A 14,747-nucleotide genomic window follows, 5' to 3' on the forward strand; every position below is an offset into this window, starting at 1 on the left:
TTATAACGGCTAGCTTTGGCAAACCTTTAAGGATTGCCAAAGCTTAAAGCTAGAAGTCTTTTTCTCATATGAACAATATCCTGAACGAAAAACTCGAATCCATATTATCCTTGGAAATTTCGGAAGAACGCAAAGCGGTTCTACAACCCTTAATTGAATACATCAAATCCAAGCGGGAAAAGGAACAAGCAATTCGTTTGAATTTTATTTGTACACACAACTCGAGACGCTCTCAGTTTTCTCAGATTTGGGCACAAACCGCTGCCGATTATTTTCAATTGGCCGCTCAATGTTATTCCGGTGGGGTAGAGGTAACGGCTTGCAACGAACGAACGATAGCTTCCCTAGAACGTATGGGATTCATCGTTTCCAAACACGGACATTCCAATCCGATTTACTTTGTCTTGCACACGGAAGATTCACGTCCTATCAATGTATTTTCTAAATTATACGACGATGTGATTAATCCACATACAGGCTTCGCTACCGTGATGACTTGTTCACATGCGGACGAAAATTGCCCGTTTATCCCGGGTGCGGAAGTTCGAATCCCCGTTCGTTATGAAGATCCGAAAGCCTTTGATGACACGGATCAAGAAGCTGCCATGTACGATGAGCGCTCTCGGCAGATTGCAAGTGAGATGTTTTATGTGTTTTCGCGGGTTTAGCTAGTATGGTCTCTTACCACCAACCAGCGGCCATCGATTTTCTTAATTAATAATGTAAAATAGCCACCTACATCACCGAGGCTAGGTCTTTTGAGATTCCACCGACCTAGCACCCAAGCGGTTTGGCTAGCCGTCACATCCACTTCTTGAATATCAAAGGAAAGTGTTCCCATCGTCTCCCGATTGGGATAACTGGTTTGGTAACGCTTTAGTGTCGCTGCCCAACCTTTCGTGACACCCGTTTTGCCAATGAACTTTAAGTCCTCGCTTTTGGCATAATATTCCATGAATTCCTCTATTTTGCCTTCGTTCCAAAGTTTCTCCTGCGTACTCAGGACAGACTTAATAGTAGAAACGTCTTTATTTGTTTGTGCAAAGATGGGAAGTGTCAAAAGGACAAAAGCAACGAGTTTCATGGGATTAATTTTTCCATAAAGTAAGTAAAATTTTGTCGACACATGTCGGTTTTTCGTATCAAATACATTTGGCAAATTTTTAATTTCCGATTATTGTATCATTTTTGTAAAATAATAAATCTAGACTTACCATGAAGCAATTTTTACTAGCCCTAACGCTAGCATGTACCTCGCTAGCCGCGTTTGCGCAAGCCCCCGATGAAAATCGTTTTGTTAAGTCGGTACTCGTTGATAAGCTCGACGAACCGATGGAATTTACCTTTTTACCCGACGGACGAATCGTGTTCGTAGAGCGTAAAGGGGATGTAAAACAATATGACCCAGCTACTGGAATTACCAAGTCTATTGGTAAAATTGTTACGAATACGAAATACACCAACCGTGCTGGCCAGGTACGTGAGGCAGAAGAAGGCGTGATGGGCGTTATCGTCGATCCGAAATTCAAAGAAAATAACTGGTTGTATATCTATTATGCTCACCCCAAAGAGGCGAAACACGTGTTGGCACGTATGGAGTTAAAGGATGAAGCATTATTAATTGACCAACAAAAAATTATTCTTGAAGTACCTACACAACGTGAAGAATGTTGCCACACCGGTGGGGGTATGGTTTTCGACAAAGCAGGAAATTTATTCTTGACCGTTGGTAACAACACAAGTAACAGCAACTCGGATGGCTATGCGCCGATCGACGAGCGTCCGGGTCAAGCGTATTGGGATGATCAACGTGGTGCTTCGAACACGAACGATTTACGTGGTAAAATCTTACGTATCCACCCAGAAAAGGATGGTTCGTACACGATTCCCAAAGGAAATTTATTTGCACCAGGTACTCCCAAAACTCGTGCAGAAATCTATACCATGGGTCACCGTAATCCTTGGAGACCAAGTTTAGATTCCAAAACAGGATTTTTGTATTGGGGTGAAGTTGGCCCAGACGCTTCCGTTGACTCTGAAAAAGGACCTCGCGGATACGATGAATTTAACCAAGCAAAAGGCCCAGGCTATTACGGATGGCCTTATTTTATTGGAAATAACCAAGCTTATGCGGATGTGAATTTTGAAACATTAGCGATTGGGCCGAAATTCAATCCCGCTGCTCCAGTGAACGAATCCCCTAATAACACGGGTTTACGTGAATTGCCACCGGCTCAAAAAGCCATGATTTGGTATCCTTACGGTACTTCGGAAGAATTTCCATTAGTTGGTTCATCAGGACGTTCGGCAACGGGTGGTCCGGTGTTTCGTCGTTCCGATTTCCCAGGTGCGAAACGTGCATTCCCTTCGTATTATGAAGGAAAATGGTTGATCGTTGAATTTATGCGTGGCTGGATTATGGCCGTAACCATGGATGAAAACGGCAATTATAAGTCGATGGAACGCTTCATGCCAAATACGACTTTCGGTTCTGCGATCGATATGGATTTCAGTCCTGAAGGAGATTTATATGTATTGGAATACGGTTCTGCTTGGTTTAGAGGAAATGACAATGCCCGTTTGGTAAAGATTGAATACCAAGGGGGTAACCGTAAACCGGAAGTTGTTGCATCTGCTGCAAGTAAAGCAGGAGCTGCTCCATTCACAACAACCTTAACATCAGATGGAACGAAAGATGCCGATGGCGATAAATTAACCTATACATGGACGGTTAAAAAAGCAGGTAAGTTTGTGAAAAATCTTTCCGGTGAAAAAGCTATGTTAAGCTTAAAAGAAGCAGGTAAATATGCGGTAACCTTGAAAGCAATAGATGCGAAAGGAGCTAGTAATACAGCAGCCTTGGAAATCTTAGTTGGAAACGAGGCTCCTGTAGTTGATATTGATTTCGATGGGGCCAACAAATCTTTCTATTTTTCTGATTCAGCACCGAAATACAAGGTGAAAGTAAGCGACAAGGAAGATGGAGAATTAGAGAAAGGTATCGCACCAGAGGCGGTAGCGGCAACTTTGGATTACATTCCTTTTGGATATGATCCAATCGAGATGTCTCAAAGCCATCGCAAGGCAGATTCAGATTTGTTTGCTTCTGCAGGTTTGCGCTTAATCAATAAAAGTGATTGTAAATCATGTCACCAATTGAACGTGCGTTCGGTAGGACCTAGCTACAATGAGGTTTCTGTGAAATACAAAGGCCAAAATGTTATCGACCAATTAGCCGATAAGGTTATTGCAGGTGGTATGGGTGTTTGGGGTGAACATGCGATGTCGGCTCACCCAGCTATTTCGAAAGCAGATGCGAAGCAAATGGTGTCATACATCATGAGCTTAAGCGAGCCGAAAGCTTCCAATAAGATTGCCTTGAAAGGGGAGTTAGCTTTAGTGAAACCTGAAGGACAGAAATCATCAAAAGGCGTTTTCGTCGTTCGTGCGACCTATGTGGACAAGGGTAACAAGAAAATTGCTCCTGTACAAGCTGAGAAGTGGGTATTCTTACGTGCTCCTCAATTGGATGTTGAAAAAGCGGATGTGACCAAAGGAATTTTGCAATTAATAACACCAGGTCGTTCAACCAACATGGTTGGCCAAAATCCTTATTTAGGTTACAAAGGCTTAGATTTAACAGGTATATCGACCATTGATATTGCAGCCTCTGCCCAAGCGCGTACGAATGCTGCGGGTGGTGTGATTGAAATTCACTTGGATTCTCCTACAGGACCCGTGATTGGTAAAACGAATCCGATTGAGGTAGCTCAAGGTGGATTTGGTGGACCACCGGCAGCAGCAGCGACGCCAGGTAAAGGCGCACCACTGGGAACACCAGCGGCAGCGGGTTCCGCAGCACCAGCAGCTCCAGCGGCTCCGGCAACGGCAGCAACAGCAGCTCCGGCAGCTCCGTCAACGGCAGCACCAGCTCCAGCAACGGCAGCACCAGCGGCAGCAACGGCACCGGCAGCACCAGCGGCTCCACGTCGAATGAATGCACCTTCTGCTCAGAAAGTGGCTATTACTGCCACTTCAGGAGAGCATGATGTGTATTTTGTCGCGGTAAATCCGAAGGCTGCTGACCAACAAATCGTTGTTCAGATCCAAGGTATCGAAATGAAAAAATAGGATTTCATAAAGTAGTTGGAGGGCTTACTTGTCTTTACGATGAGTAAGCCCTTTTTTATGCGATATACTTTCCTTTTCCTATTGATTTCTACGAGCCTTGTCGCTCAAAAAAATATCACCGCCGCTTCTGATGCGACGGCTCCTTTGCATGCCTTGCAACCGGATTACCCTACACACTACGGTGCTGCTTCTGTGCAAGATGTTCAAACCGTATTGGATCGCGTGTTTACTTATTTAGACGTTGCTACACCCAAACAATTCGTCAATAAAACGACTGGAGCCGTTTGGTCGCCCGGTCAGCCATTCGAAGATCAAACCGTTTTTTCCCAAGGAGATTTTCGCCCAATCTCTTACGAATGGGGCGTAACGTATTCGGGAATGTTGGAATTAAGCCGCATCACGGGTTCTCCCAAGTACAAGGATTACGTATTCAATCGCCTAAACTTGATTGCCTCGGCAATCCCCGCCGCACAGAAAAATGAATCCAAACATGTCTTACATGGTTTAATCCATCCGCGTGCCTTGGACGACATCGGAGCCATGGGTATGGCCGTGATCAAGGCCAAGAAGGCCGGTTTTACAACGGATATGTCCTTTGTGACGAAACGTGCTTCCGATTTTATCTTGAAAGAAGAACACCGCTTGCCGGACCGTACTTTGGTTCGCATTCGTCCTTTGCACCACACGATGTGGTTAGACGATGTCTATATGGCGATTCCTGCCTTATTACAGTTAGGCGAACATGAGGAGGCGGTATTTCAATTTAATGCCTACCGCAAGCGGATGTTTAATCCCAATTTGAATATCTACATGCATGGTTATTTGGTGGATGCCGAAGAACATCCGGAGTTTCATTGGGCTCGGGCCAACGGGTGGGCGCTCTTAACTACATGTGAAATGCTTGAGTTTTTGCCTGCAAATCATCCTGCCCGACCTGATATCTTAAAGCAGTTGAAACTACATCTAAAAGGCTTGATGGCTTATCAAGATGGAACGGGATTTTGGCATCAGTTAATTGATAAAAATGATTCCTATTTAGAAACCTCTGCTACGGCTATTTATACCTATGTGATAGCAAAGGGTATCAATATGGGTTGGTTAGATCCGAAAACCTATGGCCCTGCGGCGCTATTAGGATGGAATGCGGTAGCTTCTCGGGTGAATGAAAAGGGGCATGTGGAAGGTACTTGTGTCGGAACAGGCTTGGCTTGGGACCCAGCGTTTTATTATCACCGACCGATTTCCCCGTTCGCGGCGCATGGATACGGTCCGGTGTTGTTGGCAGGTTCTGCCATCATGGAATTAGTGAAAACAAAGAATTATCAAATCAATGATTCGGCCGTTCATTTAAAATAAGAAGGTAAAATGCGCTGAAATGCGGTTGTTAGCTTTGATTTCGCCACCCGAAAGTTGCTGGATTATTGGTGTTTGAATCGTCGTTCCAAACATTGCCTTCCGACTTGTGCATTCGATGCCAAGTCCTACTAGACTCATGCTTCCACCTGTTCGTGTATTGACTTGGCCTTGACTTTTATCATAGGTGGAATACTCTGCATATAAATTAGCATATGGCATCAATGTGATTCGATGTCCTTTGCCATATGCATAAAATAGCGTGGTTGCACCGCTGATTCGGTTACCAAATTTGTATTCCTCCGGATTTGTCCCAGTTAGTTTTACTTGACCATCGAAATTCAAGCCCCAGGCTTGATATCGTATTCCATAGGTAGATTGAATGGTGAAATCAATGCTACCTGTTCCTAATTGGAAATTTGCATTTGCCACTTCGGAGGGATTTGCTGTGTCGTATCGGAATTTACCTAAGGGTAATTTAAGCCCGGCGCCCACGAGTAGATTGTGATTTAGTTCTCGATAGGTTGTATCAAGCAAGGTGTTTATTAGATTATATTGGATTAAAAATGAGGGGTCACCTAATCCCGTAACTTGAAATTTCTGGGTCGAGGTTTGCTGACTATGCATGTTGTAAGGTAGAAAACCAAGAACCTGTATATTTTTAACTGGGTAGAATCTTCCCCAAACCTCCGTACTCTGGAATTGTTCATGAGATGCGAGATAACTGGAACCGATGTGTGAATCAAAACTTTGTGTTCGATAGCGAACTCCCAAAAAACCCCGGTTGGATGCTGGCATTAAGCCGAAAAATGAATTGCTATTCGAACATCCACATAAATCACATCCCCATGTTGTATAGCTTGCGAATAATAAAAAGAGTAATAATTTTCGCATGCTAGTTGGCGCTAAAATTTGGGTTTGTTAAAAAAGCCTTGTCGGTCAACGTCCTTAAAAAGGCGATGATTTGTAATTTTTCTTCCGCGGTCATTGGGATTTTTTTAGCCAGCAATGGATCCAAATTTTGGGTGTTTTGTACGCCCGTATTGTAATGCTCCAAAACTGCATCAAGTGTTAAGAATCGACCATCATGCATATAAGGGCCAGTTACGTCGATATTCCGCAAGCTTGGTACTTTAAATTTATATTTATCGGTTTCAATCTCCGTAATTCGATACCGACCTTGATCTTTTGAGCCTTGCATATATAGTCCATTATTTCGGTAGGTTTGGTCTGTAAAGAGTTGGCCTGCATGACAAGAGCTGCATTTTTCTTGAAATAATTTAAGTCCTTTTAATTCGTTTGTACCTAGAATTTCGCCCTCATTTCGAACGTATTTGTCGTAACGCGAATTCGCGGAAACCAGTGTAAGCATGAATTGCGATAATGCTTTAAGAAATCGTTGTGTGTTAATTTCAGAGGTTCCAAATGCTTTTTGAAATAAGGCTGGGTACCTCGTGCTTTTTCTTAATTTTCCTAACACGTTTCCGATGTTTTCATCCATTTCCAATGGATTTTCAATCGGGGCAATAGAAAAAAGATCAAGGTTTCCTACACCACCATCCCAAAAGAATTCTTTTTGCCATGCCATATTTTGAATTGGAGGTGCGTTCCGACTACCTACGCGATTATCTATTCCATGACTCACATCATGTCCATGATGCGTGAACGCATATGCTTGATTGTGGCATTCTGCGCAGGCAATGGTATTGTCTCTCGACAGCATGGGTTCATTAAAAAGTTCTTTTCCTAATTCAAATCCTGCTTGATTGACAGGATTTGAAGATAGTTCATATATAGGGCTTGGGAAGTTTTTTGGCGTTTGAAAAAGTGTTTGTTCTTGATTTTTTATAGGGGTAACAGGTTCATCTTTGGGAGATGAACATCCTATGAGTAAAATGGAAAAGAGGAGAAATGACTTTTTCATAAGAAAACTCCAGGCCGAAGCCTGGAGTAGTTGATGTTAATTATGAACGTGATCTACCTTGAAGATATTTTGATAGTTATTCGCAAAAGGCCCTGAAATTGCCGGATTCATAATAACTGCGCCATTTGCAATTTTTACATTAGGGCCAAATACTCCATTAACGTCTACTAAAAAGTGAACGGTTGGTGCGATGCTTTTTCGTACTGTAGCTGTACTTGGTAAATTTACCGTAACCTTTCTAAGGTTATTAGCCGTTGCACTTGTACGCCCGCCAAATCCTCCAATATGATATTGGAATTTGTTTAGTCCTGCGGAATTTGCTGGTGCTTTACTTGATATCCCTTCCATTTTGAAAAAGATATATCCGGAATTCCAGGACCAATACATGTTATCTGTTCCATAAGATGCAGGGTCTAAGCATCCTGTTCTTTGATCGACGGCCGAAATACTTTTAAGGCTGTCAACACCGATAGTGAATGTCATTGAGGTATAATCTCCTGCAGGGACATCTTTTAAGACGGGTGTTAAACTCGTTGGGTCCACTTCCTTAACAAGGAAATATTGATCGGCCATGGTCACACTTGTCCCATCTGTTTTCTTTAAACTTATATTCGACACAAAGTAATTTAATGTCGTTACGGTAAAGTCTTCACCAGATGCATTCGTGTATTTGGTCGAGCCGAGCGCCAAATTTTGTGCCCCAGCGATATGATCAAACTCAATCGTAAGATTGTTTTTGTCGTTGGGATTGATAGGCTCAATATTGTCAGGTTGACAAGCAGAAAACGAGTTCGCTACGATAGCGAATAATAATAAATTTTTCATGTATAAATCATTATGTACGGCCAGATAGCCATACGGTTGGTACTAATAAAAAAACGAAATGATTTATACGGTTGCTGGCGGTTTGATTAAGCCAAATCGAATATCAATACCATCTGCTGCTATGTAATGGAATTGAACTTGAGTTTTGAATGAATTGTGTTGGGGTACTAACGGAGAATCGAGAATTTCTTGAAAAGCTAAGATGATTTCGGGCAGTTTCTCTAGGCGGTCATTTGCCGACTTTGATTCTTTTTCTTCTTGTGCTTTTAGTTGCTTGGCCAAATAACATTGACCGTTGCAATTCATTTTTGGTTTGTTCCGATTTTCACACAGGTTTTTAGCGATGTAATCTTGGTTAACTCGGTAATAGGCCACCGCTCCCCATTGATTTACCAAGGGCATTTGCAAGGCAAGTAAGATCAACCAAGAAAGGATACGCAATTTCATGTGACAAAGATACGTTAAGAACGGATTTTCAAAATGTGATTTTTGTCACATTTGAGTAAATTAGGTCTTTATTATGCTTTTGAATCAAATGATAGTTATGCAACCAATATTTAATTTAAGCGGTAAAGTCGCCTTGGTGACGGGATGTAAAAAGGGAATCGGAATGGCGATGGCCATCGGTCTTGCGGAGGCGGGTGCGGATATCATCGGGGTTTCTGCTTCCTTAGAATTAAATGGATCGGAGATTGAAAAGGCTGTTACGTCCTTAGGGCGCAAATTCAAGGGGTATCAAGCGGATTTTTCTGACCGTGAATCTTTGTATGATTTCATCAAAGCGGTCATTGCTGATTATCCACGTATCGATATTTTGGTCAACAATGCGGGGACTATTTTACGCGATCCTGCCGCGGAACATTCGGATGAATATTGGGATGAAGTCATGGAGGTTAATTTGTCGTCTCAGTTTATCTTGAGTCGGGAAATCGGTCGGACGATGTTGTCGCATGGGTCAGGAAAAATCATATTCACCGCGTCTTTATTAAGTTTTCAAGGAGGAATCAATGTTCCAGGTTATGCGGCCAGCAAGGGTGGAATTGCACGTTTGACAATGGCGCTAGCCAATGAGTGGGCGAGCAAAGGAATCAATGTGAACGCGATTGCTCCTGGATATATTTCTACCGATAACACCACGGCTTTGCGAGAAGATAAGGAGCGAAGTGCCTCGATTTTAGGGCGTATCCCGGCGGGCCGTTGGGGTGAACCAAATGACTTCAAGGGTCCTGTTGTTTTCTTGGCTTCAGATGCATCGAATTATGTTCATGGGACGATATTGACCGTGGATGGCGGTTGGATGGGGAGGTGAGTTAAGAAGTAAGAGTGAAGAGATAAAATATATGACTAGCGACTAGTGACTAGAGACTAGCGACTAGAGACTAGCGACTGACGACTAGTGACTAGCGACTGACAACTGATAAACCTATGAAAAAACTAATCCTACTTGCCCTTTTGGCACCTTTATCGGTTTTTGCTCAAAAAATCGATGTCAATAAACAATTCAAATTAGCCGAGCAACAATATCAACGCATGTTGGCTGCACAGCCAGATACATCCGTAACCGTGCACTCCGCGAATCAGGATGGGACCTATCGGAATATGCCCTCCAAATGGTGGTGTTCTGGATTTTTTCCGGGTGGTTTGTGGCAATTGTATGAGCGCTCCCACAACGCACAATGGGAAAAAGCGGCACGCCTATGGACAGCTGCGGTGAAGAAAGAACAATACAATACGGGGACGCATGATTTAGGTTTCATGATGTTTGATTCCTTTGGCAATGGGTTGCGTCTAACCAATGATCCAGAATACAAGAAAGTATTGATACAGTCTGCGAAGTCTTTGGCAACACGTTTTGACCCTAAAATTGGTTTGATTAAATCTTGGAATAGCTTCAAGGGAGGGTATGAATATCCCGTAATCATCGATAACATGATGAATTTGGATCTATTATTTTGGGCTTCCAAAGAGACAGGCGATCCATCTTTTAAACAAATTGCACTAACGCATGCCGACAATACCATGAAGCATCATTTCCGTCCGGATAATTCGAGCTACCATGTGATCTTGTACGATGTGGATGGAAAGGTTTTGGCCAAAAAACAACATCAGGGGTACCAGGATGAATCTTGTTGGACCCGTGGCCACGCCTGGGCGATGTACGGGTATGTGGAAATGTACCGCAATACAAAGGATAAAAAGTACTTAGATTTCGCACAGAAAATCTCGGATTATTATTTGAATCACCCGAATTTGCCGGCTGATAAAATTCCGTATTGGGACTTTTATGCACCGAATATCCCCAACGAGGAGCGTGACGCATCTGCGGGTGCAATTGCTGCCTCGGCTTTATTGGAATTGAGTACTTATACGGGTGAAAAAGGCAAGCGTTACTATGCAGATGCGGTGAAGATGTTGGCGTCATTATCAAGTCCTGCATATCGCGCAGCTTTAGGAGAGAATAACAACTTCTTGATTAAACATTGCGTGGGGGCAAAATCCTTGAATTCGGAGATAGACGTCCCCTTGATTTATGCGGATTACTATTATTTAGAGGGCTTATTACGCTATGAGCGTTATAATAAAAAATAGGGTTTGCCGTTTAGCTTTGGCAAACCTTTAAGGATTGCCAAAGCTTAGTAAATGGTTTGCCAAAGCTAAGCTAATTTAGTACCTTTGTGGCTTCATTTTTTATCAAGCCCCATGTCAGTTAAAAAAATCCAATCAGCCTTAATTTCGGTTTATTACAAAGACGGTTTAGCACCGATTATCCAAGAACTTCATAAAAATGGCGTAACGCTTTATTCAACCGGAGGAACTCAATCTTTCATTGAAGATTTAGGTATTCCCGTGATTGCTGTGGAAGACCTAACAGGATATCCTTCCATCTTTGGTGGTCGGGTAAAAACGCTACACCCGAAGGTATTTGGAGGTATTTTACACCGTCGTGATTTGAAAGAAGATGTGGAGGTTGCTAAGCAATATGATATCCCTGCGTTGGATTTAGTAATGGTGGATTTGTATCCGTTTGAAGAAACGGTTGCATCGGGAGCATCAGATGAAGATATTATTGAGAAAATTGATATCGGTGGTATTTCGTTGATTCGTGGTGGCGCGAAAAATTTCAACGACGTATTAATCGTTTCCTCGCGTGATCAATACGCAGAGGTTTCTGCCATTTTTGCGGCACATGGTACAACATCAACAACCTTAGCGGAACGTAGAAGCTTTGCTCAAAAAGCATTTGCCGTTTCATCGCATTATGATGGAGCTATCCAGCGGTATTTCGCTGGAGAAACAGCTGATTTGGCTAATTATACAAGCTTGCCTGCGAATGGCTTGCGATATGGGGAGAATCCTCACCAACAAGGCACTTTTTACGGCGATTTGTCGGCCTTGTTTGATAAACTACATGGTAAGGAATTGTCTTATAACAATCTAGTAGACGTAGATGCTTGTATCACCTTGTTGGATGAATTTGAAGAGACCGCTTTTGTGATTATCAAACACATGAATGCATGTGGCGTAGCAACGGGTCAAACGGTTAAAGAAGCCTATGACAAAGCATTGTCGTGTGATCCTGTTTCGGCATTCGGTGGCGTATTAGCTACGAATAACGAAGTAGATAAAGCAGCTGCAGAATCAATTAATCCTTTGTTCTGTGAAATCTTAATTGCTCCCTCGTTTACCGAGGAGGCTTTGGAGGTTTTGAAAACGAAAAAGAATCGTATTTTATTGAAGCGTAATGCGGTTGAGTTTCCAACGAAAATGTTCAAGACTTTGTTGAACGGTGTTTTGGAACAAGATAAAGATTTAGTGATGGAAGGTGTGGCCGATTTCAAAACGGTAACGAAACGTGTTCCTACGGATGAGCAGAAGCGCGCGTTGGCTTTTGCATTGAAGATCTGTAAGCATACGAAATCCAATACGATTGTCTTAGCGAATGATGGCCAATTATTGGCATCCGGGGTTGGTCAAACATCGCGTGTAGATGCGTTGAAACAGGCGATTGAGAAAGCGAAGGAATTTGGTTTTGATTTGAATGGCGCGGTGATGGCGTCCGATGCCTTCTTCCCATTCCCAGATTGTGTGGAAATTGCAGGAAATGCAGGTATTGTGGCCGTAACACAGCCAGGTGGTTCGATCAAGGATCAGGATTCGATTGCGTATTGCGATGCTAACGATATTGCGATGGTCATGACGGGAATTCGCCACTTTAAGCATTAGGATTATTCGGTAAAAATTTATATTTTTAAGGCTAAGATTCAACAATTAAAAAACGAGTAAAGCAATGCGCTCGTTCAACTCATTTAAATTACATTATGTCAGAAGCACAAGATACATCAGCTCAAGATCGGGCAAATTATGGTGCAGATAATATTCAAGTATTAGAGGGTTTAGAGGCGGTTCGTAAGCGTCCTTCCATGTACATCGGTGATACCGGCTTCAAAGGTCTTCATCACTTGATTTGGGAGGTTGTCGATAACTCCATTGATGAGGCGTTAGCAGGTCATTGCGACATGATCAAAGTAACGATCAATACAGATAATTCCATTTTAGTCGAAGATAACGGTCGGGGTATTCCTACGGGCATGCACACGAAAGAGAAGCGTTCTGCCTTGGAGGTAGTTATGACGGTTCTTCACGCCGGTGGTAAGTTTGACAAAGACACGTACAAAGTTTCAGGGGGTCTTCACGGTGTGGGGGTTTCTTGTGTGAATGCCTTGTCGACGGATTTGAAGGTAACGGTATATAGCCGTGATGGTAAAATTTACCAACAAGAATATAAAATTGGTGTTCCGCAATACCCCGTTAAAGAGGTAGGAACAACGGATCGTACAGGTACATCGGTCTTGTTTAAGCCTGATGAGACTATTTTTACGGTCACAGAATACAAATACGAAACAGTTGCAGGTCGTTTGCGTGAATTGTCATTCTTGAATGCGGGGATTCGTATTCAGTTGACGGATATGCGTGAATTGGATGACAATGGTGTAGCGAAAACAGAAGAATTCTTCTCTGAAGGGGGTCTTCGTGAATTCGTTATGTTCTTGGATTCGACGCGTGAGCCATTGTTGTCTGAGCCTATCTACATGGAAGGTGACAAGAATGGTGTTCCTGTTCAGGTTGCGATGGTTTACAATACGTCGTATACAGAGAACGTGGTTTCTTATGTGAATAACATTAACACGATTGAAGGGGGAACACACGTAGCGGGTTTCCGTGGGGCGTTGACGCGTACGTTGAAAAACTATGCGGACAAATCGGGTGCTTTAGAGAAATTGAAAATTGATATTGCGGGAGATGACTTCCGTGAGGGTTTGACTGCGGTTATTTCCGTGAAAGTTGCTGAGCCTCAATTCGAGGGGCAGACGAAGACCAAATTAGGTAACGGTGAAGTTTCCGGTGCGGTTTCGGCTGCGATGTCGGATATGTTGGAGTCTTGGTTAGAAGAGCATCCAAAAGAAGCGCGTCAAATTGTTGCCAAAGTAATCTTAGCCGCTCAGGCGCGTCATGCAGCTCGTAAGGCGCGTGAAATGGTTCAGCGTAAAACGATTTTGGGTTCTAACTCATTGCCAGGTAAACTAGCCGATTGCTCGGATTCAGATCCAGAAACATGTGAGATTTACTTAGTCGAAGGGGACTCTGCAGGTGGAACGGCTAAACAAGGCCGTAACCGTGCATTCCAAGCGATTTTACCTTTACGTGGTAAGATTTTGAACGTAGAAAAAGCGCAAGAATATCGTATCTACGAAAACGAAGAGATTAAAAACATGATTACGGCTTTGGGCGTATCCTTTGGAAAAGATGGAGACGAGCGTGCCTTGAACATGGATAAGTTGCGTTACCACAAAGTGATCATCATGACCGATGCGGACGTTGACGGTAGTCACATTCGTACCTTGATTTTAACATTCTTCTTCCGCTACATGCGTGAGTTGGTCGATCGTGGATGTATCTACATCGCGCAGCCGCCATTGTATCAAGTGAAGAAAGGCCAACAAGTTCGTTACGTTTGGACGGAAGACCAACGTACCTTGGCGATTCAAGAATTAGCTGGTGGAGGAAAAGAAGAAAGTGTAGGCGTACAGCGTTATAAGGGTCTTGGAGAGATGAACGCAGAGCAATTGTGGGAAACGACCATGAATCCAGAATCACGTACATTGAAACAAGTAACGGTTGATTCAGCGATTGAAGCAGATTTATTATTCTCGATGTTAATGGGAGACGAGGTTGCACCGCGTCGTGATTTCATTGAGAAGAACGCGAAATACGCGAAAGTAGACGTTTAGTTCGATGGAGGTTGATTTTAAAGCCTATCATTTGCGTGGGATTCACGCGCGTACTGCGGAGGAAAAGCAGCTGATCAATCAAGAATTGAAAGATCTTTACGATTCCTTAACAGACGAAGATAAACGAATATTTAATTTGGAGCTTCAGAAATTCTTGGCCACCGAAATGGGGCGCTTGGGTTCTGATTACGAAGCAATTAAAAACCAAATTCCAGAAGCCTAAA

13 protein-coding genes are annotated in these 14,747 nt (G+C 43.1%); 8 read left to right on the forward strand and 5 right to left on the reverse strand.

Going from position 1 to position 14,747, the window contains the following annotated elements; genetic code table 11:
- Nucleotides 1-68: 68 nt before the first annotated feature.
- Nucleotides 69-668 (forward strand): protein-tyrosine-phosphatase, encoded by a 600-nt coding sequence (locus tag PQG45_RS01415; RefSeq protein ID WP_316070154.1) that lies wholly within the window; start codon nt 69-71, stop codon nt 666-668.
- Here the strand turns inward: PQG45_RS01415 and PQG45_RS01420 are convergent.
- On the reverse strand, nt 665-1,084 hold the full coding sequence (locus tag PQG45_RS01420; protein WP_316070155.1) for a YybH family protein: 420 nt from the start codon (nt 1,082-1,084) through the stop codon (nt 665-667). The two genes, PQG45_RS01415 and PQG45_RS01420, sit on opposite strands and share 4 nt — an antisense overlap.
- A 131-nt stretch (nt 1,085-1,215) precedes the next feature.
- On the opposite strand from PQG45_RS01420, the gene PQG45_RS01425 reads away from it, so the two are divergent.
- Nucleotides 1,216-4,131: a PQQ-dependent sugar dehydrogenase gene (locus PQG45_RS01425; RefSeq protein ID WP_316070156.1), complete on the forward strand. Its 2,916-nt coding sequence runs from the start codon at nt 1,216-1,218 to the stop codon at nt 4,129-4,131.
- A gap of 57 nt (nt 4,132-4,188) precedes the next feature.
- Nucleotides 4,189-5,487, forward strand: coding sequence for a glycoside hydrolase family 88/105 protein (locus tag PQG45_RS01430; RefSeq protein WP_315575897.1), 1,299 nt, complete (start codon nt 4,189-4,191; stop codon nt 5,485-5,487).
- Here the strand turns inward: PQG45_RS01430 and PQG45_RS01435 are convergent.
- The 4 genes from PQG45_RS01435 to PQG45_RS01450 form a co-directional block, all read right to left on the reverse strand.
- Nucleotides 5,479-6,378 carry a hypothetical protein gene (locus PQG45_RS01435; protein WP_316070157.1) on the reverse strand — a complete coding sequence of 300 codons (900 nt, stop codon included), beginning with the start codon at nt 6,376-6,378 and terminating at the stop codon, nt 5,479-5,481. The two genes, PQG45_RS01430 and PQG45_RS01435, sit on opposite strands and share 9 nt — an antisense overlap.
- 1 nt (nt 6,379) lies before the next feature.
- On the reverse strand, nt 6,380-7,408 hold the full coding sequence (locus PQG45_RS01440) for a cytochrome-c peroxidase (RefSeq protein ID WP_316070158.1): 1,029 nt from the start codon (nt 7,406-7,408) through the stop codon (nt 6,380-6,382).
- Between the two features lie 36 nt (nt 7,409-7,444).
- Nucleotides 7,445-8,233 carry an MbnP family protein gene (locus PQG45_RS01445; RefSeq protein ID WP_316070159.1) on the reverse strand — a complete coding sequence of 263 codons (789 nt, stop codon included), beginning with the start codon at nt 8,231-8,233 and terminating at the stop codon, nt 7,445-7,447.
- A gap of 63 nt (nt 8,234-8,296) precedes the next feature.
- Nucleotides 8,297-8,680, reverse strand: a complete 384-nt coding sequence (locus PQG45_RS01450) for a hypothetical protein (RefSeq protein WP_315575888.1) — start codon at nt 8,678-8,680, stop codon at nt 8,297-8,299.
- A gap of 97 nt (nt 8,681-8,777) precedes the next feature.
- On the opposite strand from PQG45_RS01450, the gene kduD reads away from it, so the two are divergent.
- The 5 genes from kduD (at nt 8,778) to PQG45_RS01475 (ending at nt 14,746) form a co-directional block, all read left to right on the forward strand.
- Nucleotides 8,778-9,542 carry a 2-dehydro-3-deoxy-D-gluconate 5-dehydrogenase KduD gene (gene kduD / locus PQG45_RS01455; protein ID WP_316070160.1) on the forward strand — a complete coding sequence of 255 codons (765 nt, stop codon included), beginning with the start codon at nt 8,778-8,780 and terminating at the stop codon, nt 9,540-9,542.
- Nucleotides 9,543-9,658: 116 nt separating this feature from the next.
- On the forward strand, nt 9,659-10,822 hold the full coding sequence (locus PQG45_RS01460; protein ID WP_316070161.1) for a glycoside hydrolase family 88 protein: 1,164 nt from the start codon (nt 9,659-9,661) through the stop codon (nt 10,820-10,822).
- Nucleotides 10,823-10,933: 111 nt separating this feature from the next.
- Complete coding sequence (gene purH / locus PQG45_RS01465) at nt 10,934-12,457, forward strand: bifunctional phosphoribosylaminoimidazolecarboxamide formyltransferase/IMP cyclohydrolase (RefSeq protein ID WP_315575883.1); 1,524 nt, start codon at nt 10,934-10,936, stop codon at nt 12,455-12,457.
- Between the two features lie 95 nt (nt 12,458-12,552).
- Nucleotides 12,553-14,523: a DNA topoisomerase (ATP-hydrolyzing) subunit B gene (gene gyrB / locus PQG45_RS01470; RefSeq protein ID WP_315575881.1), complete on the forward strand. Its 1,971-nt coding sequence runs from the start codon at nt 12,553-12,555 to the stop codon at nt 14,521-14,523.
- Between the two features lie 4 nt (nt 14,524-14,527).
- Nucleotides 14,528-14,746: a hypothetical protein gene (locus tag PQG45_RS01475; protein WP_315575879.1), complete on the forward strand. Its 219-nt coding sequence runs from the start codon at nt 14,528-14,530 to the stop codon at nt 14,744-14,746.
- Nucleotide 14,747 lies beyond the last annotated feature (1 nt).

The sequence above is a fragment of the Aquirufa regiilacus genome (assembly GCF_032470275.1).
In the GTDB taxonomy this organism is placed as follows: Bacteria; Bacteroidota; Bacteroidia; order Cytophagales; family Spirosomataceae; genus Aquirufa; species Aquirufa regiilacus.

Coding starts and splice junctions, on each gene's coding strand:
- PQG45_RS01475 (WP_315575879.1), top strand. CDS start 14,528: ATGGAGGTTGATTTTAAAGCCTATCATTTGCGTGGGATTCACGCGCGT.
- PQG45_RS01445 (WP_316070159.1), bottom strand. CDS start 8,233: ATGAAAAATTTATTATTATTCGCTATCGTAGCGAACTCGTTTTCTGCT.
- PQG45_RS01460 (WP_316070161.1), top strand. CDS start 9,659: ATGAAAAAACTAATCCTACTTGCCCTTTTGGCACCTTTATCGGTTTTT.
- gyrB (WP_315575881.1), top strand. CDS start 12,553: ATGTCAGAAGCACAAGATACATCAGCTCAAGATCGGGCAAATTATGGT.
- kduD (WP_316070160.1), top strand. CDS start 8,778: ATGCAACCAATATTTAATTTAAGCGGTAAAGTCGCCTTGGTGACGGGA.
- PQG45_RS01425 (WP_316070156.1), top strand. CDS start 1,216: ATGAAGCAATTTTTACTAGCCCTAACGCTAGCATGTACCTCGCTAGCC.
- PQG45_RS01415 (WP_316070154.1), top strand. CDS start 69: ATGAACAATATCCTGAACGAAAAACTCGAATCCATATTATCCTTGGAA.
- PQG45_RS01440 (WP_316070158.1), bottom strand. CDS start 7,408: ATGAAAAAGTCATTTCTCCTCTTTTCCATTTTACTCATAGGATGTTCA.
- PQG45_RS01420 (WP_316070155.1), bottom strand. CDS start 1,084: ATGAAACTCGTTGCTTTTGTCCTTTTGACACTTCCCATCTTTGCACAA.
- purH (WP_315575883.1), top strand. CDS start 10,934: ATGTCAGTTAAAAAAATCCAATCAGCCTTAATTTCGGTTTATTACAAA.
- PQG45_RS01450 (WP_315575888.1), bottom strand. CDS start 8,680: ATGAAATTGCGTATCCTTTCTTGGTTGATCTTACTTGCCTTGCAAATG.
- PQG45_RS01430 (WP_315575897.1), top strand. CDS start 4,189: ATGCGATATACTTTCCTTTTCCTATTGATTTCTACGAGCCTTGTCGCT.
- PQG45_RS01435 (WP_316070157.1), bottom strand. CDS start 6,378: ATGCGAAAATTATTACTCTTTTTATTATTCGCAAGCTATACAACATGG.